This window comes from Streptomyces turgidiscabies Car8 (genome assembly GCF_000331005.1).
Taxonomy (GTDB): Bacteria; Actinomycetota; Actinomycetes; order Streptomycetales; family Streptomycetaceae; genus Streptomyces; species Streptomyces turgidiscabies.
In genome coordinates this window covers 1-24,965 of the sequence record NZ_AEJB01000266.1, presented here as the reverse complement: position 1 = coordinate 24,965, position 24,965 = coordinate 1, and the positions used below count along the sequence as shown (strand labels likewise).

Here is a 24,965-nt window from a genome sequence, read left to right as displayed (position 1 = left end):
TCGGCGGTCGTGCCGTCTACCCATCGACGAAGGGAGCGCACCATGCGCAAGATCATCATTTGCACGTTTCTGACGCTGGACGGCGTCATGCAGGCACCGGGTGGTCCGGACGAGGACGCGGAGAGCGGCTTCGAGTACGGCGGCTGGCAGAAACCGGTGTCCGACGACGAGGTGGGCGCGGCCATCTCCGGTTGGTACGAGCCTTCCGACGCGATGCTGCTCGGCCGCAAGACGTACGAGATCTTCGCGTCGTACTGGCCGACCGCTGACCCCGACAACCCGTTCACCCAGCGGATGAACAGCATGCACAAGTACGTGGCGTCCCGAACCCTGACGTCCGTCGAATGGCAGAACTCCACGCTGCTGGAGGGCGACATCGCCGATGCCGTGCGCACCGTCAAAGCGTCCGGCGGCGGCAACATCAACGTCGTCGGCAGCGGCGACCTCGCCCAGACCCTCATGCGGCACGACCTCGTCGACGAGTACCGGCTGACCATCCATCCGGTGATCATCGGCACCGGCAAACGGCTGTTCGCCGACGGAGCGATCCCCACCGCGCTGGAGCCGGTCAGCGTCTCGACGACGAAGGGCGGCACAGTCGTCGGCGTCTACCGGCCGAACGGCAGGCCCAGCTACGACAGTTACTAGGAGAACTCCGCAACACGCGCCCAGGACTACGCCACCCACCTGGAGAACGACGCCGACGACTTCGAGGTCGAACCCGTCCCGGTCAAGTCATCCGAAGGAGACGGGGAGCAACTGGTTCACTCAGGTCACCTTCCGCAGCGAGGTGACGTAGGCCGTCGGCGGCGTTGTCAACGATCTGGCCGCCAAGGCAAAGCAGCAACTGGAAAACGTTCCCCGGGACGCAACCGACGGACCTGGACGATCGTCTTCAGTGGGGAGTCCAACGCCAAGCGGCAGAGGCGAAATCGGGCTGGGGTCCCCCACCCCGGGACAGAGTACGACGCCAATCCGAAGATCAATCTGTGGAGCGCACCGTGAACAGCTTGCTGACCCTGGTGGTCATAGTGGCCCTTGCCGTGCTCTACCTGCTGCCGTCGTACATGGCGTTCGCTCGGGGCGCGAAGGACCGGTGGCTGATCCTCGTCATCAACGTGTTCCTCGGCGGATCGATCATCGGGTGGGGCGTGGCCTTCTACATGGCGACCCGTACGCCGAAGAAGGCCAGAAACTCGGCGGAGAGGCTCGCCTGACGAGCCCGCGCAGGGTTGGCCTTCCAGCCTCGCCGCAGCCAATCGCCGGCCTCTCCGATCGGGAGGAGAAAGGCGGACGACTCGGCGCGGTGCGCAAAGGACGCAGACTGGTCCATCGCCCTGCCCACGAGCCAGGGGCCAAGGGTGATCAGCATCGTGCAACCCCCTGAAGCCACGGCGCCCCACGACCGCAGTGGCGATCTGGCCGCCGGCCAAAGCGAGCACGGCCGGGAGCCCGGCGACGGAGGGCTGTGTACCGGTGGCTCACTCCCCCGCCCGGCCCTCTCATCTGTCACGAGATGTCACATCGCCGGGGTGGACCTGGTGGGCCGACGCCCCTGCTCATTGATCAGGGCCTCCGGCCCGCTCAGGTCGCGGCACCGAGGCTCCTGACCGTGTCGCGGATGGTGGGGTGGCGGTACAGCTCCCGCCCCCTTGACGACGGCAGGCCCTGGGCGCGCATGACAGCCCCGATACGGACTGCGAACAGGGAGTTGCGAGTCGCAGCCCAGTTCGAGGAAGTCGTCGTCCGGGCCGACAGGCGTGCCGAGTACCTCGTCCCAGATCTGGCGCAGCCGGTCGGTGAGTTCGTCCTCGGCAGTGACCGGCTCGGCGCCCGGGGCCGGCGCGGCGGGCGCTGTGGGTGCGGGGAGCCGGGCCATGTCGAGTTTGCCGCTGGCTGTCAGTGGCGGCGTGTCCATGGCGGTCACCGCGGTGGGGAGCATGTAGTCGGGGAGGATGCCTGCGGCCCGCTTGCGGACCGCCGCCGGATCGCCGCCCGAGAGGACCACGTAGGCGTCGATCCGGGCGGTGGCCGCGTCGTCCGGGTCGTCGCGCCGCACGACCACGGCCGCCGCCCGGACATCCGGGTCTTCCAACAGCACCGAGCGGATCTCGTCCAGTTCGATCCGGAAGTCGCGGATCTTGACCTGGCTGTCGATGCGTCCCAGGTGTTCGAGCCGGTCGTCCGGGCGCAGGCCTCCCAGGTCGCCGCGCTGTCTGAGGGTGCGGTGCCCGCGGTCCGGCAGACCGCCGCCGAAGAACCGCTCGAAGAGTCTTCGGTCCGTGGCCAGGGTCGTGAACAGGACAAGCGGGTCGCCGGTCGGCAACGAGAGACGTTCCAGCCGCTCGCGGGCGAACTCGGGATAGGGCGCGGACGCGGGATCGGTACGAGTGGTCGCTTCTCACCCCGCGCTTCTGTTTCCGAATCGGACACTCATGTCATGCTAACGTTTCGGAAATCGAAGCGACAGGGTGGAGGCGGTCGGCGACATGACAGAGACACCCCGACCGGGGCACCCGGTCCGCGGCTCCACCACCGGTCGTCCGATCATGGCGGCGCTCGACCTGTTCGGGCGGCGCTGGAGCCTGCGCGTCATCTGGGAACTGCACCAGGGCCGCACCGGCTTTCGCCCTCTGCAGCAGCGTTGCGACGGCATGTCCTCCAGCGTCCTGCGCCAGCGCCTCGTCGAACTGGTCGAGGCGGGTCTCGTCGCCCAACGGGACAACAGCGACTACGTCCTCACCGCCCTGGGTGAGGACGCCTGCCGGGCCCTCCTCCCGCTCACCCGCTGGGCCGAGGACTGGGCCACCACCCTCCCGGAGCGGGCCGCCGCCCCCCGGGTGACCACCGAGGACGAGGTGTGACGTGACCGATGCTCCGGACCTGGCCCTGGCACAGAAGATCCTGGCGAGCCAGCCGTTCAGCGCACTGCTCGGTGCCCGCCTCACGGCCTTCGGCGAGGGCGAGGCGAGGCTGGAGGTGGACATCCGTGACGACCTGCGCCAGCAGAACGGCTTCCTCCACGGCGGTGTACTCGCCTACGCGGCGGACAACACGCTGACGATCGCGGCCGCCACCGTCGCCGGCGCGCGGCTGCTCACCGCCGGCTTCTCCATCGACTACCTGCGTCCCGCCGAGGGCGAACTGCTGCGCGCGCACGCCTGGGTGGTGCGGGCGGGCCGCTCCCGCGTCGTGTGCCGCTGCGACCTGGTGGTCGTGGACGGCGAGGGGGCGGAGAAACTGTGCGCGGTGGCGCAGGGGACCGTCGCGATTCCCTGACCGTCACGAGTGGACCGGGGCCGGGCTGTCAGCGACGGCACGTCCCCGGCTCCCCGATCCCCACGTGGCCGGGCGGGACGGCGAGTAACTCGCATGGCCCGCCGTCGGTCAGTCGGGCGTCTCGCCCGAGTCGGCGGGCTGGGAGTCGCTGGTCTGCGCGGACCGCTCGATGTCGTCGTTGGTCGCCGCCCAGCTGGCCAGCAGGTTCAGGGCGTCCTGCGAGCGCGAGTCGGGCTCGGGGGTGTAGGTGAGGAGGAACTGGCTGGGGCCGCCGGGGAGCGGAAAGGTTTCGAAGGGCAGGTCGAGGTCGCCGACGACCGGGTGATGGAGGAGCTTCACGCCGGTGGTGTGCATCCGGACGTTGTGGGCGGCCCAGCGGTGACGGAACTCCTCGCTGCGGGTGGACAGTTCGCCGATCAGGTCTGTCAGCCGCCGGTCGTAGAGGTCGCGGCCTGCTTCGGCTCGCAGCATGGCGACCGTGTCATTGGCGACTTCGTCCCAGTGCCGGAAGAACGCGGTCGCGTGTGGGCTGAGGAAGACGAACCGGGCGTTGTTCGGCGGCCGTACCGGGTCGGCGTAGACGGGGGAGAACAGGGCGCGCCCGAGGTAGTTGGTGGCCAGGATGTCCCCGCGTCCGCCGAGGATGAACGCGGGTGTGCCGGCCATCGAGTCGAGGACACGCTGCACGGCGGGTCGTACGCGCTGCTGGGCCGGTCGGCGGCGTGGCGGGCGGGTGGTGCCGGCGCCGCGCAGGAGGTCGAGGAGGTGCGTGCGCTCGGCCTCGTCGAGCTGAAGCGCTTGTGCGATGCCTTCGATGACGCTCTCGGAGACGCCGGTGGCGTTGCCACGCTCCAGCCGGGTGTAGTACTCGCTGGAGATGCCCGCGAGAAGGGCGACCTCCTCGCGGCGCAGCCCGGTGACCCGTCGGCGCTCTCCGCCGTACAGGGGCAGCCCGGCCTGCTCGGGGGTGACCTTGGCCCGTCGCGTGCCCAGGAATTCCCGGATCTCCGCGCGGAAATCATCGCGGATATCGCGGTTTGCGCCGTTTGGGTCGTTTGGGTCGTTTCTGCCTGCCATGCCCTTCACTCTACGAGCGCGTCCGCCGGGTTGGGGGTCCCTGTGAGTGACCCCCTCATCAGGGACTCCCACCGTCGCGTGACAGCCGGTTCTGTTGGTGGTGCACCGCCCACGGCGGTGTGAACCGTCCAGGCGGACGCCGCTCGTGCCGCCGGTCCCGGTTCCCACCGCGGTGCTGCCGTTGCTGCACGGATCACCCCCGCACACAGCGGGTGCCGGATCACGGCGCCTGAAAGGAAACCCCATGAGCAAGGTCATTCTCGTCACCGGTGCCGGACGCGGTCTGGGCACGGACATCGCCCGCGAGGCCCTCGCCGTCGGCCATCAGGTCGTCGCCACCGGCCGCCGCCCCGAAGAGGTCGAGAAGACCCTGGGCGGGCCGCAGGACGATCTGCTGGTCACCAAGCTGGACGTCACCAGCCTGGAGGACGCCGAGGCCGCCGCACAGGCAGCCGTCGACCGCTTCGGCCGTATCGACGTCCTGATCAACAACGCCGGGAACCTGTTCACCGGCTACTTCGAGGAGATCTCTCCCGCGCAGATGCGCCGGCAGTTCGAGACCAACCTCTTCGGCCCGATGAACGTCACCCGCGCCGTCCTGCCCATCATGCGCAGGCAGCGTGCCGGCCACGTCATCACCATCACCTCGACCGCCGGCCTGGTCGGCATGGAGTTCACCTCCGCCTACGCCGCCTCCAAGTTCGCGGAAGAGGGCTGGATGGAGTCCCTGCGCTACGACGTCGAGCCGTACGACATCCACACCACGATCGTGGAGCCCGGTTACTTCCGCACCGAACTCCTCGTGGACGGCTCCACCAACTGGCCGGAACTGTCCCTCGACGACTACGCCCCGCGCACCGCCCCGAGGATCGAGGGCATGAAGAGCATGAACGGCAAGCAGCCGGGCGACCCCGCCAAGCTCGCCCGCGCCCTGCTCAGCGTCGCCGGCCAGGACAAGCCCCTGCAACGCTTCGTCGCCGGCGCGGACGCCATCGAGGCAGCCGAGGCCAAGGCGAAGGAGCTCCTCGCCCAGGCAGAAGCCTCCCGCGAACTGGGCGACAGCCTCGCCCACGACGACACCCACGCCTGAGCACCACACTCCCACGCCCGCACGCCCCGGCCGGTGCGCAGGACGCGCCAGGTACGTTTTCGACAGCACGGAGAGAGTCACCATGCCCCTCAAAGGCGAGTACGAGCCGAGCAAGGCGCAGTTTGTGCGTGACCAGGTGGATCTGTACGAAAGCTCGGGCGGCACGCAGGGAACGACGCTGAGTGTCCTGGTCGCACGGGAAGAGGACGAGAGGCTCCGGAATCTGCCCGTCGTCATCCTGACCACCCTGGGCGCGAAGAGCGGCAAGATCCGCAAGACGCCGGTCATGCGGGTGGAACACGACGGCTCCTACGCCGCCATCGCCTCCATGGCGGGAGCCCCCAACCACCCGGTCTGGTACCACAACGCGGTGGCCGACCCCCGGGTCGAGCTGCAGGACGGCCCGGTGCGCCAGGACATGCCGGCACGCGAGGTGACCGGGGACGAGAAGGCCCTGTGGTGGGCCCGAGCCGTCTAGGCGTTCCCCGACTACGCCACGTACCAGAAGGACACGGACCGTGAGATCCCGGTCCTCGTTCTGGAACCGGCGACTCACGAGCACTGACCCGCCGCAGCCGGTTCGGCCCGCGGATCACTTCGCCGCCTGGCCCTCGTCCTTGGAAGCCAGACCTGCGACGTCTCCCGCGCCTGCGGCACGCGGACCACCCAAGCACGGCCCATCAGTTGGCCGCGCCCCCTCACGACCACCGGCCGGCCTGACGGCCGTCACGACAAGGAGTAACTGATGAAGCACGTCTCACTGGGCGGGCTCGACGTCTCGCGCATCGGCCTGGGCGCCATGACCATGGCCGGCACCTACACCACCGGCGGGGGCCTCGACGACGCCGAGTCGATCCGCACCATCCACCGTGCGCTGGACCTCGGCGTCACCCACATCGACACCGCCGAGATCTACGGCCCCTTCCACAGCGAGAAACTCGTCGGCAAGGCCGTCAAGGGCCGTCGCGACGACGTCGTCATCGCGACGAAGTTCGGTCTCGTCTCCCACGCCGGCGGCGGCCCCGGTGTCATCGACAGCAGCCCGGCCAACGTGAAGACCGCCGTCGAAGGCTCACTCCTGCGGCTCGGCACCGACCACATCGACCTCTACTACCAGCACCGCGTCGACCCCAACACACCCATCGAGGAAACCGTCGGCGCGCTGGCCGAGCTGGTCATCGAGGGCAAGGTGCGCCACATCGGGCTCTCCGAAGCCGGGCCCGACACGATCCGCCGCGCCCACACCGTGCACCCGGTGGCCGCGCTGCAGACCGAATACTCCCTGTGGACCCGCGACGTCGAGGCCGAGATCCTCCCGCTGCTGCGGGAGTTGGGCATCGGGTTCGTGCCCTACTCCCCGCTCGGCCACGGCCTGCTGACCGGGCAGATCCGTACCGTCGACGACTTCACCGACGACGACTGGCGCAAGACCAACCCGCGCTTCACCGGCGAGAACTTCCAGCGCAACCTGCGCATCGTCGACGAAGTGCGGGGCATCGGCGCCGAGATCGGAGCCACCCCGGCCCAGACCGCACTGGCCTGGCTGCTGACCCGCGGCGCCGACATCGCCCCCATCCCCGGGACCCGCCGGGTCACCCGAGTCGAAGAGAACACCGCCGCCGACGGCATCGAACTCAGCGCGGCCCAGCTCGACCGCCTCAACAACCTCACACCGGCCGCGGGCGAACGCCACAACGAGGCGAGCATGGCCACGATCGAACAGTGATCTGACGCCCTGGCGATTTGCCGACCCGTCGCACTCGACCGACCCGCATCCGTTCACCTGTTTCTCTGATCACTGAAGAGGTTTCTCATCATGCCCAAGGTTCTCCTTGTCGTAGGTCACCCCGACCTCTCCCGGTCGAAGGCCAACAAGGCCCTGGTGGACGCCGTCCGCGACCTGGCCCACGTCACCGTGCACGACCTCTACGCCACCTACCCCGACTTCCAGGTCGACGCCGCCGCCGAGCAGGCGCTGCTGGCCGAACACGACGTGATCGTCTTCCAGCACCCGGTGTTCTGGTACAACACCACCCCTTTGTTCAAGCAGTGGCAGGACACGGTCTTCACTCTCGGCTGGGCCTTCACCATCGACGGCTCCGCCTCGCAGCTGGCCGGCAAGAAGGCCGTCGTCGCCGTCACCACCGGCGTCCCCGCCGACCACTACACCCCCGAAGGCCCGAACCAGGCCACCATCGAGACCCTCCTCAGCAACTGGCACGCCACCCTGCGGCTCTGCCAGTTCGACATCCAGCAGCCGATGGTCAAGGTGTACGGCACCGCCTTCGGCCTCTCCGACGAAGAGCTGGCCAGCGCCGCCAAGCAGTACAACGAACTGCTCGCCTCCTACGCCGCCTGACCGCACTCTCACGACGAGAGCCACCCCCGTGACACCGGGCCGCGCCATGACTCGCGGGGCCCGGAACCAGCGGGGGCAATGCGATGATGCCGGGCAGCGACAGCAAGAAGCCGGCCGCGGCAGCGCACACCGGGGATCCTGTCGCGACCCATGGAGGGGCCTTGGACTTGTTTTCGGTACTCGATGAGGCAGTGGCCGCCCTCAAGGCGCCCCTCGGGGAAGTCGACCGGAGCCAGGGCTGGACCGATGATCTCCGACGGGAAATCCAGGAGGAGATTTCGGTCAGTCGCTCAGTACTGCGTCGCCACGGACCAGGCATGGTGCGGCACTTGCGTCCACGCCTGGACGAGTGGATGGAGAGCGAGCAGCTGCGGCCGGGACGGCTACAACAGCTGGTGAAAGACGTACAGCAGCGCCTCCTGGACGCTCGCGTCGCTGCGCAGTAACACCACTGCTGAGCTGCCGCCTCAAGCTGACAGTCATCCGGGAAAGGTCGACCGGCTCGTTCTTGGGAAGACCGCTGAACCCGATCTCCTGAGCGGCACGCGACCCGGCCCGCGGGTTACACGTGCACAGTCGCCGTCCGGGTGGAAGAACGACTGACGGTCGGCCGGTGCGCGAGCCGAACGAGAACCAACTCCCCCTTCCTTGACGGGTGTACGTCATCCGCAAAGTCTGGTAGGAAACCTTCCTAACAGTTTGCTCGAACGACCGAGCACCTGACTGAGCGCACGACTGAAACCCCTGGAGGGACCCCCGTGCACACCCCCCACATACGCACGTCACGCCGCACGCTGCTCACCCTGATCGGAGCCTCCCTGGTGGCAGGCCCCCTCATCGTGAGCCAGTCCGCGAGCGCCGTGGCCGTCGGCCTGGACGACCCGGCGAAGAAGGAGATCGCCATGAAGCTGGTGTCCAGCGCGGAGAACTCGTCGCTGGACTGGAAGGCGCAGTACAAGTACATCGAAGACATCGGCGACGGCCGCGGTTACACCGCCGGGATCATCGGCTTCTGCTCCGGCACCGGCGACATGCTCGACCTCGTGGAGCTCTACACCCGGCGCAAGCCGGGCAACGTGCTGGCCAAGTACCTGCCGGCCCTGCGCGACGTCGACGGCACCGACTCGCACCAGGGCCTGGACCCGGGTTACCCCGCCGACTGGCGGCGCGCGGCCCAGGACTCGGCGTTCCAGCAGGCGCAGAACGACGAGCGCGACCGTGTCTACTTCAACCCGTCGGTCAAGCAGGGCAAGGCCGACGGCATCGGCGTACTCGGACAGTTCGCGTACTACGACGCCATCGTCATGCACGGCAACGGCGGCGACAGCACCAGCTTCGGCAACATTCGCAAGCGGGCGCTGGCCAAGGCCAAGCCGCCGGCGCAGGGCGGCAACGAGGTGACGTATCTGAACGCCTTCCTCGACGCCCGGATCTGGGCGATGAAGCAGGAGGAGGCCCACTCGGACACCAGCCGGGTCGACACCGCGCAGCGGGTCTTCCTCCGCAAGGGGAACCTGAACCTGGATCCGCCGCTGGACTGGAAGGTCTACGGGGACAGTTTCCACATCGGCTGACGGGTGCCCGGGCCCGTCCCGCTCAACCGGGACGGGCCCGGGGTGCCTCCGGCGGACATCCGGTGCCCGCCGGACGGTCCATCGGGCCCTCGTCTGCGACGTACCACGTACCAGTTGCTCGGTCGCACTCGCTGCTCGCGCACCACGCCGAACCCTGCCGCGTGATCCATGCCACACGGTCAGGGTGCATAGCCAGAGGTGGCCCAGTGTCTTAGTGAAGGTGTAGGGCGTCCGCGGTCACGCGGCGGCGTATGTGGTCGACGAACGTGTCCGCCGCTCCGCGCCACGAAGACACGGTAGGGGCCGGCGAGTCCGGCAGGGGGCGAGGGGCGACACCGATGGGGCAGTTGCGGGCCGACGAGTTCGACCGCTTCGTGGCGGCTCGGTGGTCGGTGCTGCTTCATCTGGCGCGGCTGCTGACGGGCGGGGACCGGCACCGGGCCGAGGATCTGCTGCAAGAGGCTCTGGTCAAGCTCTGGTTCGCCTGGCCGAAGGTGGCCGAGCAGGCGCCAGAGGCGTACGTGCGCAAGGTTCTGGCCCGTGCCGCGGCCCGTTCGGCACGGCGCCGTTGGTGGGGTGAGCGCCCTGTGGACCAGCTGCCTGATCCGCCCGAGGTGTCCGACGCGACCGCCGCCGTGGACGAACGGACCCGGCTGGAGGCCATGTTGGCGTTGTTGCCGGCGCGGCAGCGCACCGCGGTCGTGCTGCGTTACTACCAGGATCTGCCCGAGCGTCAGGTCGCCGAGGTGCTGGGCTGTCCGGTGGGCACCGCCCGTTCTCTGACGGCGCGCGGTGTCGCGCGGTTGAGACGGCTCATGTCGGACGCGGTCGAACCGGTGGAGTGAAGAAGGAGCCATGGATCACTTCGAGCAGGAGTTGTCGCGGATGCTTCGTGACAGCAGGCAGGACACGCCGTACGAAGACCGTCACCGACTCCGTCTGCGCGCTGCCGTGCGCGCCCGGCAACGCTTCCGGACGGCATGGGTGGCCACCGGTTCCGCGCTGGCGGTCGCCGGGTGCGGAGTCGCGCTGATGGCTCTGTCGGACACTGTCGCCAACGGCGGTACTGCGCCCCTCCCGCGCCCCGTCACCTCCGCCGGGTCGGTCCCGGGGCCTCCGGTGGTCCGCCCCGCGTCGAGTGCCGAGGAGAGTGCGAAGCCCGCCTCCACGCGGACCACTCGGCCACGGTCGATGCCGTACCGACGCGTCACGAGCGGAAAACCCACCACGTGATCCAGAAGAACGCCCCCGCGCCCGCCTCCGTGACCGGCAGGGCGGCGGATCCCCCGTCGATCTCCTGGCGACGGCGGCTGCGCGGTTTCGGGTACGTCGGGCACGCGCACACGTCCGTGCACGACCGCCTCGTCGCGCCCTTCCCCGCACCACGACCACGGCCACAGCCACAGCCACAGCCATTGAGACGGGTCCGCAACCCGCTCTGGCTGTCACCGGTCAGCGCGCGCTGGTCGGGGTGGGGCTGGCCGCTGCTGGTGACGTTGTTCGCCGGGCTGCCACGCTTCTGGCGTCTGGGCAGCCCACGGGCGGTGGTGTTCGACGAGACGTACTACGCCAAGGACGGCTGGTCCTTGCTGCGGCTCGGTTACGAGGGCACCTGGCCGGACCGCAAGATCGCCGACCCGCAGATCCTGGCCGATCCGCAGGTGATCCCGCTCTCCGGCACCGGCTCCTTCGTCGCGCACCCGCCCACGGGCAAGTGGGTGATAGCCGTAGGCGAGTGGATGTTCGGTCTCACCCCGTTCGGCTGGCGCTTCATGACGGCGGTACTCGGCACGCTTTCGGTGCTGATGCTGTGCCGGGCAGGGCGCCGGCTGTTCCGTTCGACACTGCTGGGCTGCCTCGCCGGGGCACTGATGGCGGTGGACGGCCTGCACTACGTGATGAGCCGCACCGCCCTGCTCGACCTCGTCGTCATGTTCTTCGTACTGGCGGCGTTCGCGAGCCTGCTCATCGACCGGGACCACGCGCGTGCCCGGCTCGCGGCGGCGCTGCCGGTCGCCGAGGACGGCCGGGTACGCCCCGACGCGCACACCGGTGATCACGCCGGAACGGGACTGCGGCCCTGGCGAGCGGCAGCGGGCCTCTTCCTGGGGCTGGCGGCCTCGACCAAGTGGAACGGTCTCTACTTCCTCGTCTTCTTCGTGGTCCTGACCCTGCTGTGGGATGTCGGCTCGCGCCGCGTGGCGGGAGCGCGCCACCCCTACCGCTCGGTACTGCGCAAGGACCTCGGCAGGTCGGTGCTGACCGTCGTTCCGGTCGCCGTGACGACCTATCTGGCGGCATGGACCGGCTGGTTCCTCTCCGACGACGGCTACGGACGCCACTGGGCGGACGACCGCGGCGGCGTCTGGTCGTGGATTCCGGCGCCGTTGCGCAGCCTGTGGCACTACGAGTCAGGGGTGTACCGGTTCAACATCGGCCTGCACATTCCGCACAAGTACGAATCGAATCCCTGGAGTTGGACGATCCAGGGCCGGCCTGTGCTGTTCCACTACCAGTCACCGAAACCCGGCACCGACGGCTGCCGCACGGCGACCGACTGTTCACAGGCGGTCCTCGCCCTGGGGACACCACTGTTGTGGTGGGCGGCGTGCTGCGCGCTCGTGTACCTGCTCTACCGGTGGGCGCTGCGCCGCGACTGGCGTGCCGGCGCCGTCCTGTGTGCGGTGGGTGCCGGATATCTTCCGTGGTTCCTTTACCAGGACCGCACGATCTTCTCCTTCTACGCGATCGTCTTCGTGCCGTACCTGTGCCTGGCCGTCACCATGATGCTGGGAGCCCTGCTGGGTCCGCCGGGCGCGGCTGACGGGCGCCGGGGGCGTGGCGCGGTGGCCGCGGGCGTACTCGTCCTGCTCATCGCCTGGAACTTCGTCTATTTCTTCCCGGTCTACTCCGGGCAGACGATCCCGTACGCCGACTGGCACGCCAGGATGTGGCTCGACACCTGGATCTGAGCCCTGCAGCGAGATGAGGCCGTGAACGGGCGTCTTCAGCGGGCGACCGACATCCTTGCCCGGCGGTGTCCACGCCGGGCAAGTCCGTCACTCGTCCTGGCCGGAGACATCCGTGGAACTACGTGGACCGGCACACGTTCTTCTCGGCCCGGGTCAGCTCGTCACGCGGAAGGTGGCGTCGGCGCGGCCCGTCGCGGTGGTGATCGGGTCGAGGCGCAGCTCGTAGGCGTAGTGGCGGATGTACCGGTCGGGGTGGTTGTAGGACTGGAACGACGACCAGGTCGAGTCGGCGAGCCCCGCGACCTGGTTGAAGGTGGCGTCCTGGGCGAACTGGCTGGTGCCGTCGTTGTAGGCGAGCTGGAAGTCGAAGTTCGAGTGCCGCAGGAAGTACCCGGGGAAGTTCACCGACTCGAAGGAGACGGTCCCGGAGCCCGCGAGGCCCGTCCGCAGCCGGAACCTGGAATCCTCGGCGGGGCTGACGTTCGGGTCGATTCGCACGTCGAAGTTGGTGTGCCGGACGTACCGGTCCTGGAAGTTGTACGACTGGAGACGCTGAACCGCGGTGTCGGGCCAGCGGGCGAGGACGCGGTTCTCCTCGGCGGCCGTAAGGTTCAGGATCCAGCCGTGGCGCTTCTTGGTGCCGCCCATGTCGTAGCTTCCCGACGTCTGCTTCTGGTAGGCGGCGGGATTGGACGGGTCGGTCGTCAGGACCGGCATGTAACCGCCGCTGGTGGCGTACTGGTCGAGGTAGAGGGCCCATTTGTTTGTGCCGTTGAACTTCATCCACATCGGGCCTTCCACCTGGGAGCCGGTGAGGCCGATGCCGGAGAGGTTTCCGAGGTTGGTCCACGTCCCGAGGATCGAGTTGCTGCCTTCGAGGGTGATCTGCCCGTCGCCGGAGGCCCGAACGTAGCGGTAGTTGCCGACGCCGGACGGTGTCTCGATGATCTGGGTGTCGATGATGCCCTGGGTGCCGGGGCGGTCGATGTACAGCTGCGGGGTGGTGATGGTGCGGAAGTCCGACGTGCGGGCGTAGTAGATACGGTGCTTCAGCACACCGTTGAGGGTCGCGTTCGTCGCCCAGTACAGGACGTAGTCGTTGGTCGCCGGGTCCCAGATGGCCTCCGGAGCCCAGGCGTTGCGGCCGTCGGGGATCGCGCCGGCGACGTTGAGCAGCCACGGCTGCGACCAGGTGACCAGGTCCGAGGACTCCCACACCACGAGGTTGCGGCTGGCGTTGTTCTGCGCGGTGTCCCAGTTCTGCCCGCAGCCGATGCACAGGTCGGTCGCGACGATCCAGTACTTGCTGCCGTCGGGAGAGCGCACCAGCGCGGGGTCACGCACGCCCTTCGTGCCCACGGTGGAGCGCAGGACCATCCCTCCCCCGTTGAGGTCGTCCCAGTGCACGCCGTCCGTGCTGTGCGAGAGGTACATCTGCTGGTTGGTCGCCCCCTCCCCGGTGAAGTGCACCATCAGGTAGCCCGGCTCGGCGGCGGCGGCCCGCTGCGGTGCTGTCAGGGCCTGGGAGGTGAGGAGCAGGCAGGCGGCGACCAATATCGTCGCCAGCCGGGAGAGAACCGCACGCATGTACATCCCCTGTCGTTCTCCGGTGTCGTTCTCCGGATGCCTCGGCCGGACGGCACTTCTGGTTCAGCGCGACAATCGAATCCACAAACGTGGTCGATATACCGAACGGTGCACGTTCCGTCGAACCGCTCGGCGCTGAAGCTAGGGCCCACGCCATACGGAAGTCAACGGTGGCGACCGTATTCGATTTCCGCAGGCCTCGACGCCGCGAGGCCGGTCACGACTGGACGGGAGCGCCGACGGGACTTCCCGACAGGGTCCGGGGCGACCGATCGACGACGGACGCGGGGAAAAAGCGCGGGATTGGCACGGCCCCGACGACCCGCGGGGGAACAGAACGCCAGCTGACCTCACAGCAGGTGACGATCCGTCAACTCACTTGTACACGCGGGAAGTTCACCGGCCGGGAGCTGGCGGGCGGGGCACGCAGGAGGCCTCGGCCGTCACTCGCGCGGGGCCGCCCGGGCGCGACCCGGGCTGGTGGTGGAGGTCTGCCTCGACACCACCCGGGACAGGGCCGGGCGCCCACGGCACACGGCCCTGTCCCCCGTCGATGTCGCGCCCTCCGGCAGCCCCGGACACTTGCCGTGTCCAGTAGCCGCAGGCGCGACCCGGACGATGATCAGGCGGGGGAAACGACGCCGCTCTCCTCGATGACGAGCTTCTTCGAGGTGGCACCGGAGCGGTTACCGAGCGCCTCGATCGTCTTGACGATGTCCGCACCCTCGACGACCTCGCCGAAGACGACGTGCTTGCCGTCGAGCCACGGGGTCACCACGGTGGTGATGAAGAACTGCGAGCCGTTGGAGTTCGGACCCGCGTTGGCCATGCTCAGCAGGAACGGCCGGTCGTGCTTGAGCTGGAAGTTCTCGTCGGCGAACTTCTCACCGTAGATGCTCTTGCCGCCCGTGCCGTTGCCGTTGGTGAAGTCACCGCCCTGCAGCATGAACTCGGGGATGACGCGGTGGAAGGGGGCACCCTTGTAGCCGTAACCGTTCTGGCCGGTGGCCAGCTCGCGGAAGTTGCGGGCGGTCTTCGGCACGACATCGTCGAACAGCCGGAAGACGATGCGCCCGAGGTCCTCGCCGTTCGCGGAAACCTGGAAATAGACGTTCTCACTCATGGCAATGATTCTCCACCATGGGAGCGGACCTGCGGGACCCGACCCCGCCTCCGTCACTCCCTGTCACGTCTCCGTCGCCATCCGAGCCTGCCCGCCCGGCCCCTGCGGTGCCCCCGGGCAGGCGGTCACCGCGCCCCGCGGACCCATGTCTGCCTGCGGTCGGATCCCTGGCCGGCCCGGCCACTGCCGTCAGGATCCCGGCTGCGCCCGGGGGCCCACCAGGCCTTCGTACAGAGCCCGCCGTTCCTTCGAGCCGTCCTCGGTCTCCGCCAGCGCGGCGTCCCACTGCTGCTTGATCTCGTCCAGGAAGGTACGCCAGTCGCCACTGGCATGGGACCTGCCCATCTCTCCCAGTTCGACCAGGCGTTCGTTCTTGCCCAGTCCGCCCGAGCCGACCTTGTCGCCCTTGTGGCCGTGCATGACCGACTCCGGGTTGGCGGTGGCCTCGGTGGAGCGGAAGTCGTGCTCGTAGCCCACCGGACTGCTGGCGTGCGGCGCCAGGGTCTCGATGCCGATCTGCAGCGAACCGTCCTTCTTCCGGGTCGGCCGGTGGTGGACCAGCAGCATGTGGCCGTACGACCCGTTCGGCAGCACCACATCGCCGTTCCAGTCCTTGGAGCCGAGACCACCGCCGGAGATGTCCTGTCCCCACAGGTCCGGACGGTCCGCACCGAGGGACACCACGTTGGTGGCCGACGCCAAGAGGCCTCCTTTCTCCTTGAACGCGCCCGGCCTGCCCTCCTTGTTGGCTCCGATGGAGGTCCGGTGCGTGGCGAAGCCACGGTCGACGACGTCCCCCGCGCGAGTGTTCGAACTGTCGTCCTGAGTCACGCCCAGGAACTCCGGCAGCGAGTAGGCCGGGGCGTCGGCGGAGCTCAGAGCGGGGATGCGGATGTTGACCCGGCCGCCGTGGGCGAGGGCGCGGATGACGTCCTTCTCGTAGTCGGCCACGTGCGCCCCGGCCTCCGGGTCGTACAGCTTCAGCCCGTGCTGCAGGACGAGCAGGACCTTGGTGAGCATCTCGCGGGCCCGCGCGTCCTTCGCCTCGTGGGTCGGCGTCTCCTTCGGCGTCTCCTTCTTGGCTCTGCCCTTGCCCGGCGTGGGACCCGTCTCGGGGACGCCGGCCGGGTGTCGGCGCTCGGGTGCCATCCCGGCCGGGTGCAGGGTGTCGATGGCCGTCTCCCGGATCTGCTGGTCGCGCTCCCGCTCCAGGTCCTGCTTCTCCCGCGGCTCGATACCGGGCGCGTTGGTGAGCATGAACCGGCCGAGCGTGTAGTCCGGCGAGATCGGCGCGTCCTGGCCCGCCTCGCGGACGGCCGGGTGACTGGCGCGGACGGCCAGGGTGGCCGTGAGGACGCGCTTGCCCGCGGGGAGCGTCAGCCAGTCCTTGAACCCGCCCTCACTGTATTTCTCGGCCTGCTCGTAGGTGCCGATGCCCACCTTCTGGAGCCACTCCGCATTCACCTCGGAGAGGTGCTTGATGTCGTCCAGGTCCTGGTCGTTGAACGCCTCACCGCGCATCACCCGCCGGTCGAGGGTCTTCCTGAGCCGGGCCGGTCCTTCGCTCATCCACTGTTCGGGCCACCAGGTACCCGGCGCGAAGACGTTCTTCTTGGTCTTCTTCTGGACCGTGTGCAGTTCGATCGACTGGCTCAGGCGGGCGATGACTTCCGCCCCCATGGCCTGCTTCCCTGCCCCTTCGGCCGCCGAACTCTGCTCGGCCTGCTCTGGCTCGGTGGAACCCCCGGTCACGGCACTCTGACCCACCCGCTGGACGGACGCCGGACCGGCGTGCGGATGTACGTGACCGTGCTCCGTATGCCCGGACGGCTGCCCGTGCTCGGCGGGCAGACGCTGGACAGGGGCGGGTGCGGGGGCGCCCATCACCTGGTCGGCCAACGAGACCGCCCGGCGTTCGCCTTCGTCGCCCTCGCTCGAGATGCTCAGGCCCGCGCCGTTGTCGGTACCCGGTACAGGTCCCGCCGCCTGGTCGAGGGTGTGCGCCAGCTCGTGCGCCCAGTCCTTCTTGGACATCCCGCCGCCATCGACGATGTGCGTGCCGCTGGTGAACGCCCTGGCCTCGACCGCGGCGGCCGCCCGCTGCGCCGCCGGCCCGTCATGGACCTGCACACCGCTGAAGTCGGCGCCCCCGAACCGCTCCTGCATCTCGCCGAGCAGCGCGGTGTCGAGAGGCCGCGACGACGACCGCAGACCCTCGTCCACCGCGGCCCGCTGGATCTGGGGCCGGTCGGCGTTCCCCGTCTCCCGGCCGGCCCCGCCCGCGGCCACGCGCTGCAGATGCCGTACCCACGCACTGCTCATCGCCGTCGGCGCCTTCGTCCGACGCGTCGCGTCCGATGCCCGCCCGCCGGCCTCGCGGTGCTCCCGATCAACGGAGTGCACAGGTGATCCTCCTTGGTCACTTGGGTGCCCTGTCCACCCGTTGTAGACGAAGCCCTCCCCACGGTGGAAGGACCAAAGGGGCAGCATCCGAGGGCCGCAGCGCCCGGGACCACGCAGTTGATGTCCGGCACCGACCAGCACCTCACCGTCTGGTCACCCGCCCCCAGTTCCCCGAGTGAGGAGGAGCTGCGGATCCTCAGCTCCTGGACCCAGGAGTCCGGCATCGCCGAGAACGCCACCGCAAGGCGAAGTTGATCGGGACAGGAGTCCCTACGACGATTCGGTGGCCCACTCCCGGATGAGCCGTACCGTCCGCTGGAGCCGCTCCTCGTGCAGGTAGTGGCCTGTGTCGGGCCAGTGCTCCACCCGGGACCGAGGGCCGGCGGGGAGGCCACGCTCCCAGGCGGCCGCCGCCTCCGAGGTGCAGACGGTCAGCGCCGGCTGGACGCGGCGGCGCAGATACGCCTCGCTCCGGGGCCGGATACCGACCGCGTCCGGGTCGGTGTACATGCCGGCGTACGACTGGGCGATGACGTGGTCCGGAGTGCCGAGCATGGTGCGGACGTGGGCGGTACGCAGGCCGGGCGCGGCGTTCGGGGAGAACGCGCCGGCCACGAACTCGGCGCCTGCCCGGGCCCCGCGTGTCCGGTAGTCGGCCAGGCGCGCGGGGATCCCGTCCACTTCGGCGCCGTGGGCACCGTGGGCGGGGTCGAGGGCGATGACCGACCGGACGAGTTCCGGATGCCGTACGGCGAGCAGGTTGACGACCTGCCCGCCCATGGAGTGGCCTACGGCGAACACCGGTCCGGTGCCGAGGGTCTCGATCAGTGCGGCCAGGTCGTCCGCCGTCTCCACCGGTGTGTTGCCCCGGTCCGGTACCTCGGAGCGGCCGTGACCACGCAGGTCCGGGACTACCACGCGGAACAGCTCGGCGAGCTCCTCGGCATGCGGAGACCACTCCCGGCCGTCGCCGCCCCAGCCGTGCACCAGGAGCAGCGCCGAGGCGCCGACGGGGCCCGTGTCCGTGCAGAACAGGCGGATGCGGCCGGTGTCGATCATGCGGGGCTCTCCTCGTAGGTCGCGTAGGCGAAGTCCGCGTGCACGCCGGCGCCGTCGAGGTCCTGCACCCACAGGCCCAGCATCGCGCCGGTGAAGCCGAGGACCCGCAGTTGCCCGTCGTGGAACTCGTCCGCGTGCTCGTCGGACAGGACGGTGGCGTCGAGGTCGAGGGGCAGCGGGTACGGGCCGTCGTTGTCGTCGGGGTCGCAGGAGTAGGACAGGCGCAGGGCGGGGCCGTCCAGTTCGGCGCGCAGGACGACGGGGAGCCCGGGGCGGAGCGGGATCCGTACCGGGTGCGCGGTGAGCTGCCCGGCCACGCAGCTCAGGGCGGTCAGTACCGGCGTTCCGTCGTCCTCGGCGGTCACGTACAGATAGTGCCAGTTCCGGGTGTTGTAGTACGCGGTCAGGCCGGCCAGGTGGTCGGAGGTGCGGGGGGCGAACGTCACCCGCGTCTCGAACGTGCAGCGGGCCGCGGTGACCCGGCGGGCGACCAGACTGGGGGCTCTGCGGCCGACCGGGGACTGTCCGCCGTGCAGGCGCAGTCGCCCCGGTGCGGGTTCGGCCCAGTCCGGGGTGGGCGGTCGGCGCAGGGTGGACCACTGCGGTCCGAGCGTGTCGAAGCGGTCGGTGACGGGCTCCGGTGGGAGCGGGGCGGGCTGGAGGGTGGGTGCGGGCACGGTGGTGGCGGGTACTCCTCCGGCGATCCGTGGCCAGCCGTCCTCGGTCCAGCTGACCGGCTGGAGCGCGGTCTCGCGGCCGAGTACACACCGGCCGCGCTCGGTGTACGGGCGGGCGACGATGTGGGCGGCGTACCACTCCCCCGTCGCCGTCCGTACGAGCGAGCAGTGGCCGGCTTTCTGCAGTTCCAGGGACGGGTCGTGACGCGACGTCAGAAGCGGTCCCGAGGGGTCGGGTTCGTACGGGCCGAGGAGGTCGCGGGAGCGGGCCACCGCGGCTCCGTGCTCGTAGCCGGTCCCGCCCTCCGCGTGCACGAGGTAGTACCAGCCGTGCCTCTTGTACAGGTGCGGTCCTTCCGCGACTCCCGCCGCGGTGCCGACGGAGATGGTCCGTGGTTCGCCCACCAGGGTCCGCGTCGTGCGGTCGTATTCCTGCAGTTCGATCCCGGCGAACGACTCCCGGTCCGGGCGCCAGTCGAAACGCATGTTGAGGAGCCAGCTGCGGCCGCCGCCGTCACCCCCGTCCACGTCACCGTCGTCGTGGAAGAGGGAGACGTCGAAGCCCCTGGCGTGCAGGGGCACCGGGTCGGACCACGGCCCCTCGATGGAGGCCGCGGTGGTCACGTAGTTGGGCAGGTCCTTCCAGCCCTCGGCGTAGGTGTCGACGACGGTGAAGACGAGGTGGAACAGACCGTCCGCGTACGACAGTCCGGGCGCCCAGATACCACCGGAGTCCGGCACCCCGGTGAGGTCGAGCAGCCGTCGGCTGTCCAGAATCCCGCCCAGCGCGCGCCAGTTCACCAGATCCCGGGAATGGTGCACGCGTACGCCGGGACACCACTCGAAGGTCGAGGTGGCGATGTAGTGGTCGTCGCCGACGCGGAGGATGACGGGGTCGGGTTCGAAGCCACGCAGTACGGGGTTGTGAATCACGTGGGGTCCGTTCGGGGCTCGGAGTGAGCACGGTCAGAGTGAGGAGAGGAAGGTGAGGGGCGGGCCGGCGCGGTTCCCCGTACCGCACCGGCCCGGTGAGGGTCTCAGCCCCGGTAGAGGACGAGGGTGCTGAGCGGGCCGAGCCTGGGCCGGTGGCCCGCGCCTACGGTTCTGCCGGTGGCCAGGTCGCGAGCGGGACCGAAGTCGGTGCGCGACGGGAGGGTCACCGTCTTGTCCGTGCTGGTGTTCATGGCGATCAGGTAGTCGCCGTACTCGCAGAGATAGAAGGGCGCGCGGCCCACCAGCATGGTTTCCACGCCGTCGAAGTGGACGCCCAGGGCGGGGTCCGGGACGTCGTCGGGGACGGGGGCGAGGTGGTAGACGTCGCCGGCCAGAGCCTGGTGGAGGGTGTCGCCGGGGGGCGGGAAGCCGCCGGGCGGGAGGTGGGCGGCGCCGGGGTCGTTGATGGCGTAGTCCCAGAGGATCCAGTCGCGGGCGGTGAACGTGTCGTCCGTCAGACCGGCGGACCGCTCGCGGATGGTGGCCGAGCGCTGGTCGGTGGGGGTGACGTGGTGGATACGGGCGTAGTCGTTGACGCCCTGGCGGGAGCGGAAGTACAGGGAGGCGAACAGCAGTTCCTTGCCGTTCTTGACGGCGACGCAGCCGTTCTCCTCGTCGGTGAGGACGAAGTCGGGCCGGTCGAAGTCGGTGGGTATGCGGCCGGGCCGGGCGGGGAGTGCCTGGAACTCCGGCCAGTCCCGGGAGAGGAATCGCAGGGCGTTGAGGCCGACGCGCGTCCAGGTGTGGGTGGCCTGGAGGTTCAGCTGGGGATAGAGCTGGCCGTCGGCGATCATCTCCTGGGTCCAGCCGACGATCTCGGGGTCCTTGAAGACGGCGGCCGTCATGACGGGGTTGGAGTCCCAGGCGGTACGGGAGGCGTACGCGGTCTCGCCCGGGTAGACCTCGTTGCGCCAGCCGATCACCGTCTCGATACGGGAGACACGGCAGCCGTCCCCGTCGACGTCGACGACCCGGAACGCGCCGCGCGCCTTGGTGATCTTCACCATCTGCTCGCGCAGTTCGGGGGCCTCCTGGCTACCGTGGCCGCGGGTGACGGACTCGTACATCATCACGAGCCAGTCCAGGACCTCGCCGTAGCTGCCCACGTAACCGAGTTCGCGGGTGAGGCCCTTGCGGGTCACCTGGTAGTAGCTCTCGCCGAGCGGCTTGGTGGGATTGCCGTCGGCGTCCTCGGGGCCGAGGTAGGGCTTGCTGCCGATCGACTGGTACAGGTAGTCGCGTGCCTTGTCCTCGGGCAGGGCCAGGTCCGGGGCGAGGAGCTTCAGGCCGCGGTTGGTCTGGTAGAGGCCGATGGCGCAGATCTGCGACTGGTTGCTGTAGTGCGGGAAGTGCCGGCGCCAGTAGTCCCGGCTGGACCTGAGCATGTCGGTGTACGCGGTTCTGCGCACCGGCGGCACGGGTGTGGTGGTGTCGGCGGGCGCGACGAGGGTGATGTCGTCGAACCAGGCGGTGCCCGGGCCCGACAGGCGCAGGTGCAGTTCCATCTGGGTGGCGCCGGCCGGGGTGGCCAGGTCGATGGAGACGTACTCCCAGTCGTGGGTGCCCGTGCTCGCGTACTTCTTGTGGTCGCTGCCGACCAGCTTGCCGTTCGCGTCGTAGAACAGGGGGTCGATGTGGGCGCCGGGGCCGGTGACTCCGTCGGTCCTGATCCACGCGCCGTAGGTGTAGGTGCCGGAACCGACCTTCACCCTGACCGTGGAGTTGACGTAGCTGTAGCCGCTCGTGGTGGCGGCCTGCAGTTTGAGGGAGGCGGAGCCGGAGCGGGCGACGGTGGTGTCGCGGGCCCAGGTGCCGCCACCGCCGGTGGCCCAGCCGGGCATCCCCCAGGACGTGGGAGTGGCGGCGCCGGACTCGAAGCCGGGGTTGGTGACGGTGTACGGCGATCCGGTGACCTGGGTGTCGAGCCGGTCGCCGAGGTTCTCCCACAGCAGGGCGAGCACCAGACCGACGCGGCCGAAGCCCTGCCACTGCTGGTCGGAGCCGGTCATCACGGTGGCGTCGGACTTCCACGCCATATAGCGGCCGTCGATGGCCTGGAGGACGCGGTCGACGGCTTCGGGCTTGCCGTACGCCGGGCTGCCGGACCACAGGTAGCCCTCGGCGAGGGACTGCATGGCCCAGCCGTCCAGAGTGGCCGGGTTGGCGGTGGTGAGGAGGTTGTTCTGGTCCTTGAGCACCCGCGCCCTGATGGCGTCCATGACCTCGTCGCCGCCGGTGCGGGGCTTCGGAGTCGGCGCGGGGCCCTGGACCTCGCCCTTCGGCGGGACGAAGCAGGGGTCGGTATGGGTGTAGAGGCGGTAGATGCCGCGCGAGGGCGTGGTCATCTTGTAGTAGAGCTGGTCCGCGTTCTGACCGTAGGACCAGATGCGGCCCATCGCGCGGATCTCCAGCGTCACCTTCTTCCTGCCTGCGGTCATCTTCTCCGGCAGCGGCAGCGTGTGGAAGAAGAACCGGCCCGGGGTGCGCGGCGCGGTGTCCAGGATGTCGAGGCTGTCGACGGCGCCCTCGTCCTGGTAGCCGACCTGCTCACCCTCGCAGAACAGCTGCAGGCGCCACATGTTGGTGCCGGACGCCGCCACGTCGGAGGAGTCGTCGCGGTCGTCGCCCCACAGGCGCACGGTGACGTAGGTGGTGCCCGTCGGGCTGACCGCCGCGTCGAACTTCAGGGTGCCACCCCAATAGGTGGCCGGCGCGGTCGGGTTGAGGACACGGGCGCTCTGGCCCAGACCGCCGGCGACCGTGTCGGAGAGCGTGGCGGTGACGTTGTGGGCGGTCTCGGAGCCGGTGTCGCCGAAGACAACGATGTCCAGCGGGGCGCATCGCCCCCGTCCGGCAGCGGCGGAGGCGGGGACGGCGGCGCCGAGCGGCAGGCCGGCGCCCGCCGCGACCACGCCGGTGGCTCCGGCGTACTTCAGTACGTCACGTCTCTTGGGTGCGTTGGGCACGGTTGTTCCTTTACTTGAGGCTGCCCATGAGGATTCCGCTGCGCCAGTACTTCTGGAGGGCGAACATGAAGACCGCCAGCGGAATGATCGACAGCAGGGACCCGGTGAGGACGAGGGTGTTCATGTCTCGGGACTGCTGCGCCTGCTGCACCCAGGAGAAGAGACCCAGGGTCACGGGGAAGGAGCGCTCGCCGTTGAGCATGAACAGGGGGAGGAAGAAGTTGTTCCAGATGTTGACGAAGTCGAGCATGAAGATGGTGATGCCGCCGGTGCGCACCAGCCGGAGCGCGATCGAGAAGAACACCCGCGTCTCGCTCGCGCCGTCGATCCGGGCGGCCTCCATCAACTCCGTGGGGACGGCCGTCTCGGCGTAGACCTTGCCGAGATAGACCCCGAAGGGGTTGATGAAGTACGGGATCAGCACCGACCAGACGGTGTTGGTGAGGTGGATGTCCGCGAAGACGAGGTAGAGCGGGAACGCGAGCAGTGTGCTCGGCAGCAGCGAGGCGCCGACGATGACGCCGAACAGGGCGCCCCGGCCCCGGAAGTCGAACTTCGCCAGACCGTAGCCGGCCGCGAGCGAGACGAACGTCGAACCGGCGGCGCCGACCGTGGAGTACAGAACGGAGTTGAGGATCCAGCGGCCGAAGACGCCGTCGTGGTAGTCCCAGATCGCCTGGAAGTTGTCGGTGAGGTGGTTGGAGGAGAACCACAGGCCGAAGGTGGAGTAGAGGTCGGTCTGGTTCTTCGTCGAGGCCACCAGCAGGAACCAGGTGGGGGCGAGGGAGTAGAGCAGGAAGACGATCAGCAGGCCGGTGGTCAGGGCCACCGCTCGGCGGGTCGGGCGCGCACCGCCGCCGGGGGCGGTGACGGCGTTCGTGGCGCGGCTCATGACATCTTCCTGTTCGTGACGCGGTAGAAGACGAAGGCGAGGATGCCGGTGACAACGGCGAGGACGAGCGACTCGGCGGCGGCGTACTGGTAGTCGCCGGTCTTGAACGCCCGGTCGAAGATCTCCAGCATCGGCGTGAAGTCCGTGCTGATGGACTCCGGCGCCACGTACCGCAGGAACAGTGGCTCGGTGAACAGCTGGAGCCGGCCGATGAGGGAGAACATGCCGGTCAGGATGAGGATCCCGGTGATGTTCGGCACCTTGATGGACCAGGCGATCCGCCATTCCTTCGCCCCGTCGATACGGGCCGCCTCGAACAGCTCCCGCGGCAGTGCCTGGAGCGAGGCGGAGATCAGGATCATGTTGAAGCCGATGCCCTGCCAGGTGAGCAGATTGCCCAGTGAGAGGTAGGTGTTGAGCCCGCCGAAGAAGGTGAGGCTCGTGCCGGCCCGGTCGGCGATGTCGATGATCGGGCTGGCGGTCGGGCTGTAGAGGAACAGCCAGATCAGGGTCGAGACCACGCCCGGGATGACGTACGGGATGAGCAGTCCGGCGCGGAAGAAACGGACCGCCCGGGCCGCCACGCCGTCGAGCAGCAGGGCCAGAAGCAGCGAGATGCCCAGCATGACGGTGATCTGCGCTGCTCCGAAGAGCAGGGTGCGCAGCATTCCGGTCCAGAAGGTGCCGTCCGCCAGGATCGCCGCGAAGTTGGCGAATCCCGCGAAGACGACCTTCGTCGGGCCGAAGCCGATCCCGCTGCTCTTCTTCTCGTGCAGGCTCTGGTTCAGGGCGTAGCCGATGGGCACGACGTAGGTGAGGAGGAAGCCGATCAGGAAGGGCAGCATGAACAGCAGGCCCTTGTAGGCTCCCCGCCTCCCGGTCCGACGGGGGGAGGGCCGCCGGACCGGGGAGCC

At 69.2% G+C, this 24,965-nt stretch carries 20 protein-coding genes and 4 pseudogenes; 13 read left to right on the top strand and 11 right to left on the bottom strand.

Annotated elements, in window-relative coordinates:
* The first annotated feature begins 42 nt into the window (after positions 1 to 42).
* Both STRTUCAR8_RS17225 and STRTUCAR8_RS17220 read left to right on the top strand, forming a co-directional pair.
* Positions 43 to 648 carry a dihydrofolate reductase family protein gene (locus tag STRTUCAR8_RS17225; protein ID WP_006377090.1) on the top strand — a complete coding sequence of 202 codons (606 nt, stop codon included), beginning with the start codon at positions 43 to 45 and terminating at the stop codon, positions 646 to 648.
* Between the two features lie 353 nt (positions 649 to 1,001).
* Entirely contained in the window at positions 1,002 to 1,217 is a 216-nt protein-coding gene (locus STRTUCAR8_RS17220) for a superinfection immunity protein (protein WP_006377062.1), read from the top strand.
* A 367-nt stretch (positions 1,218 to 1,584) separates the two neighbouring features.
* Here the strand turns inward: STRTUCAR8_RS17220 and STRTUCAR8_RS17215 are convergent.
* Positions 1,585 to 2,224, bottom strand: a pseudogene (locus STRTUCAR8_RS17215) (acyl carrier protein); the annotation flags it as partial.
* Between the two features lie 265 nt (positions 2,225 to 2,489).
* Between STRTUCAR8_RS17215 and STRTUCAR8_RS17210 the strand changes: the two are divergent.
* Positions 2,490 to 2,864: a winged helix-turn-helix transcriptional regulator gene (locus STRTUCAR8_RS17210; protein ID WP_044472361.1), complete on the top strand. Its 375-nt coding sequence runs from the start codon at positions 2,490 to 2,492 to the stop codon at positions 2,862 to 2,864.
* A 1-nt stretch (position 2,865) separates the two neighbouring features.
* Entirely contained in the window at positions 2,866 to 3,279 is a 414-nt protein-coding gene (locus STRTUCAR8_RS17205; RefSeq protein WP_006377097.1) for a PaaI family thioesterase, read from the top strand.
* Positions 3,280 to 3,387: 108 nt separating this feature from the next.
* On the opposite strand, the gene STRTUCAR8_RS17200 is transcribed toward STRTUCAR8_RS17205, so the two are convergent.
* Positions 3,388 to 4,356 (bottom strand): helix-turn-helix domain-containing protein, encoded by a 969-nt coding sequence (locus tag STRTUCAR8_RS17200; protein ID WP_044472355.1) that lies wholly within the window; start codon positions 4,354 to 4,356, stop codon positions 3,388 to 3,390.
* Between the two features lie 244 nt (positions 4,357 to 4,600).
* Here STRTUCAR8_RS17200 and STRTUCAR8_RS17195 point away from each other — a divergent pair, with 244 nt between their 5' ends.
* The 8 genes and pseudogenes from STRTUCAR8_RS17195 to STRTUCAR8_RS17155 all read left to right on the top strand — a co-directional run bounded on the left by STRTUCAR8_RS17195 (position 4,601) and on the right by STRTUCAR8_RS17155 (position 12,351).
* Positions 4,601 to 5,446, top strand: coding sequence for an SDR family oxidoreductase (locus tag STRTUCAR8_RS17195; protein ID WP_006377070.1), 846 nt, complete (start codon positions 4,601 to 4,603; stop codon positions 5,444 to 5,446).
* 82 nt (positions 5,447 to 5,528) lie between these two features.
* A pseudogene (locus tag STRTUCAR8_RS17190) lies at positions 5,529 to 6,011 on the top strand (nitroreductase family deazaflavin-dependent oxidoreductase).
* Between the two features lie 180 nt (positions 6,012 to 6,191).
* A complete protein-coding gene (locus STRTUCAR8_RS17185) occupies positions 6,192 to 7,172 on the top strand; it encodes an aldo/keto reductase (protein WP_006377078.1) in 981 nt (326 codons plus the stop codon).
* Between the two features lie 90 nt (positions 7,173 to 7,262).
* The gene (locus tag STRTUCAR8_RS17180; protein WP_006377083.1) at positions 7,263 to 7,805 is read left to right on the top strand and encodes an NAD(P)H-dependent oxidoreductase; all 543 of its coding nucleotides are present in this window, start codon (positions 7,263 to 7,265) and stop codon (positions 7,803 to 7,805) included.
* Positions 7,806 to 8,563: 758 nt separating this feature from the next.
* Complete coding sequence (locus STRTUCAR8_RS17170; protein WP_006377102.1) at positions 8,564 to 9,379, top strand: chitosanase; 816 nt, start codon at positions 8,564 to 8,566, stop codon at positions 9,377 to 9,379.
* Positions 9,380 to 9,717: 338 nt separating this feature from the next.
* The gene (locus STRTUCAR8_RS17165; RefSeq protein WP_006377098.1) at positions 9,718 to 10,224 is read left to right on the top strand and encodes a SigE family RNA polymerase sigma factor; all 507 of its coding nucleotides are present in this window, start codon (positions 9,718 to 9,720) and stop codon (positions 10,222 to 10,224) included.
* 10 nt (positions 10,225 to 10,234) lie between these two features.
* The gene (locus STRTUCAR8_RS48285; protein ID WP_048818773.1) at positions 10,235 to 10,612 is read left to right on the top strand and encodes a hypothetical protein; all 378 of its coding nucleotides are present in this window, start codon (positions 10,235 to 10,237) and stop codon (positions 10,610 to 10,612) included.
* Positions 10,609 to 12,351: a dolichyl-phosphate-mannose--protein mannosyltransferase gene (locus STRTUCAR8_RS17155; RefSeq protein WP_006377089.1), complete on the top strand. Its 1,743-nt coding sequence runs from the start codon at positions 10,609 to 10,611 to the stop codon at positions 12,349 to 12,351. Before STRTUCAR8_RS48285 ends, STRTUCAR8_RS17155 begins: the two co-directional genes overlap by 4 nt.
* Positions 12,352 to 12,504: 153 nt before the next feature.
* On the opposite strand, the gene STRTUCAR8_RS17150 is transcribed toward STRTUCAR8_RS17155, so the two are convergent.
* The 4 genes and pseudogenes from STRTUCAR8_RS17150 to STRTUCAR8_RS55980 all read right to left on the bottom strand — a co-directional run.
* On the bottom strand, positions 12,505 to 13,938 hold the full coding sequence (locus STRTUCAR8_RS17150; RefSeq protein ID WP_044472357.1) for a glycoside hydrolase family 43 protein: 1,434 nt from the start codon (positions 13,936 to 13,938) through the stop codon (positions 12,505 to 12,507).
* A gap of 622 nt (positions 13,939 to 14,560) precedes the next feature.
* Positions 14,561 to 15,061: a peptidylprolyl isomerase gene (locus STRTUCAR8_RS17145; protein WP_006377106.1), complete on the bottom strand. Its 501-nt coding sequence runs from the start codon at positions 15,059 to 15,061 to the stop codon at positions 14,561 to 14,563.
* A 189-nt stretch (positions 15,062 to 15,250) separates the two neighbouring features.
* A pseudogene (locus STRTUCAR8_RS55985) lies at positions 15,251 to 15,928 on the bottom strand (PE-PGRS family protein); the annotation flags it as partial.
* Between the two features lie 219 nt (positions 15,929 to 16,147).
* Positions 16,148 to 17,383, bottom strand: a pseudogene (locus tag STRTUCAR8_RS55980) (eCIS core domain-containing protein); the annotation flags it as partial.
* A gap of 201 nt (positions 17,384 to 17,584) precedes the next feature.
* On the opposite strand from STRTUCAR8_RS55980, the gene STRTUCAR8_RS55125 reads away from it, so the two are divergent.
* Positions 17,585 to 17,719, top strand: a complete 135-nt coding sequence (locus STRTUCAR8_RS55125) for a hypothetical protein (RefSeq protein ID WP_006377060.1) — start codon at positions 17,585 to 17,587, stop codon at positions 17,717 to 17,719.
* Between the two features lie 15 nt (positions 17,720 to 17,734).
* On the opposite strand, the gene STRTUCAR8_RS17135 is transcribed toward STRTUCAR8_RS55125, so the two are convergent.
* The 5 genes from STRTUCAR8_RS17135 to STRTUCAR8_RS17115 all read right to left on the bottom strand — a co-directional run.
* Entirely contained in the window at positions 17,735 to 18,523 is a 789-nt protein-coding gene (locus tag STRTUCAR8_RS17135; RefSeq protein WP_006377061.1) for an alpha/beta fold hydrolase, read from the bottom strand.
* The gene (locus tag STRTUCAR8_RS17130; RefSeq protein WP_006377066.1) at positions 18,520 to 20,133 is read right to left on the bottom strand and encodes a glycoside hydrolase family 43 protein; all 1,614 of its coding nucleotides are present in this window, start codon (positions 20,131 to 20,133) and stop codon (positions 18,520 to 18,522) included. The genes STRTUCAR8_RS17135 and STRTUCAR8_RS17130 overlap by 4 nt, the downstream gene beginning before the upstream one ends.
* Positions 20,134 to 20,237: 104 nt before the next feature.
* A complete protein-coding gene (locus STRTUCAR8_RS17125) occupies positions 20,238 to 23,159 on the bottom strand; it encodes a hypothetical protein (protein WP_006377080.1) in 2,922 nt (973 codons plus the stop codon).
* Positions 23,160 to 23,169: 10 nt separating this feature from the next.
* The gene (locus tag STRTUCAR8_RS17120; protein WP_006377095.1) at positions 23,170 to 24,051 is read right to left on the bottom strand and encodes a carbohydrate ABC transporter permease; all 882 of its coding nucleotides are present in this window, start codon (positions 24,049 to 24,051) and stop codon (positions 23,170 to 23,172) included.
* The coding region (locus STRTUCAR8_RS17115; RefSeq protein ID WP_006377103.1) for a carbohydrate ABC transporter permease at positions 24,048 to 24,965 on the bottom strand (918 nt) is incomplete at its 5' end. The genes STRTUCAR8_RS17120 and STRTUCAR8_RS17115, both read right to left, overlap by 4 nt.

Coding starts and splice junctions, on each gene's coding strand:
- STRTUCAR8_RS17120 (WP_006377095.1), bottom strand. CDS start 24,051: ATGAGCCGCGCCACGAACGCCGTCACCGCCCCCGGCGGCGGTGCGCGC.
- STRTUCAR8_RS17195 (WP_006377070.1), top strand. CDS start 4,601: ATGAGCAAGGTCATTCTCGTCACCGGTGCCGGACGCGGTCTGGGCACG.
- STRTUCAR8_RS17210 (WP_044472361.1), top strand. CDS start 2,490: ATGACAGAGACACCCCGACCGGGGCACCCGGTCCGCGGCTCCACCACC.
- STRTUCAR8_RS17150 (WP_044472357.1), bottom strand. CDS start 13,938: ATGCGTGCGGTTCTCTCCCGGCTGGCGACGATATTGGTCGCCGCCTGC.
- STRTUCAR8_RS17200 (WP_044472355.1), bottom strand. CDS start 4,356: ATGGCAGGCAGAAACGACCCAAACGACCCAAACGGCGCAAACCGCGAT.
- STRTUCAR8_RS17165 (WP_006377098.1), top strand. CDS start 9,718: ATGGGGCAGTTGCGGGCCGACGAGTTCGACCGCTTCGTGGCGGCTCGG.
- STRTUCAR8_RS17225 (WP_006377090.1), top strand. CDS start 43: ATGCGCAAGATCATCATTTGCACGTTTCTGACGCTGGACGGCGTCATG.
- STRTUCAR8_RS17180 (WP_006377083.1), top strand. CDS start 7,263: ATGCCCAAGGTTCTCCTTGTCGTAGGTCACCCCGACCTCTCCCGGTCG.
- STRTUCAR8_RS55125 (WP_006377060.1), top strand. CDS start 17,585: ATGTCCGGCACCGACCAGCACCTCACCGTCTGGTCACCCGCCCCCAGT.
- STRTUCAR8_RS17135 (WP_006377061.1), bottom strand. CDS start 18,523: ATGATCGACACCGGCCGCATCCGCCTGTTCTGCACGGACACGGGCCCC.
- STRTUCAR8_RS17185 (WP_006377078.1), top strand. CDS start 6,192: ATGAAGCACGTCTCACTGGGCGGGCTCGACGTCTCGCGCATCGGCCTG.
- STRTUCAR8_RS48285 (WP_048818773.1), top strand. CDS start 10,235: ATGGATCACTTCGAGCAGGAGTTGTCGCGGATGCTTCGTGACAGCAGG.
- STRTUCAR8_RS17145 (WP_006377106.1), bottom strand. CDS start 15,061: ATGAGTGAGAACGTCTATTTCCAGGTTTCCGCGAACGGCGAGGACCTC.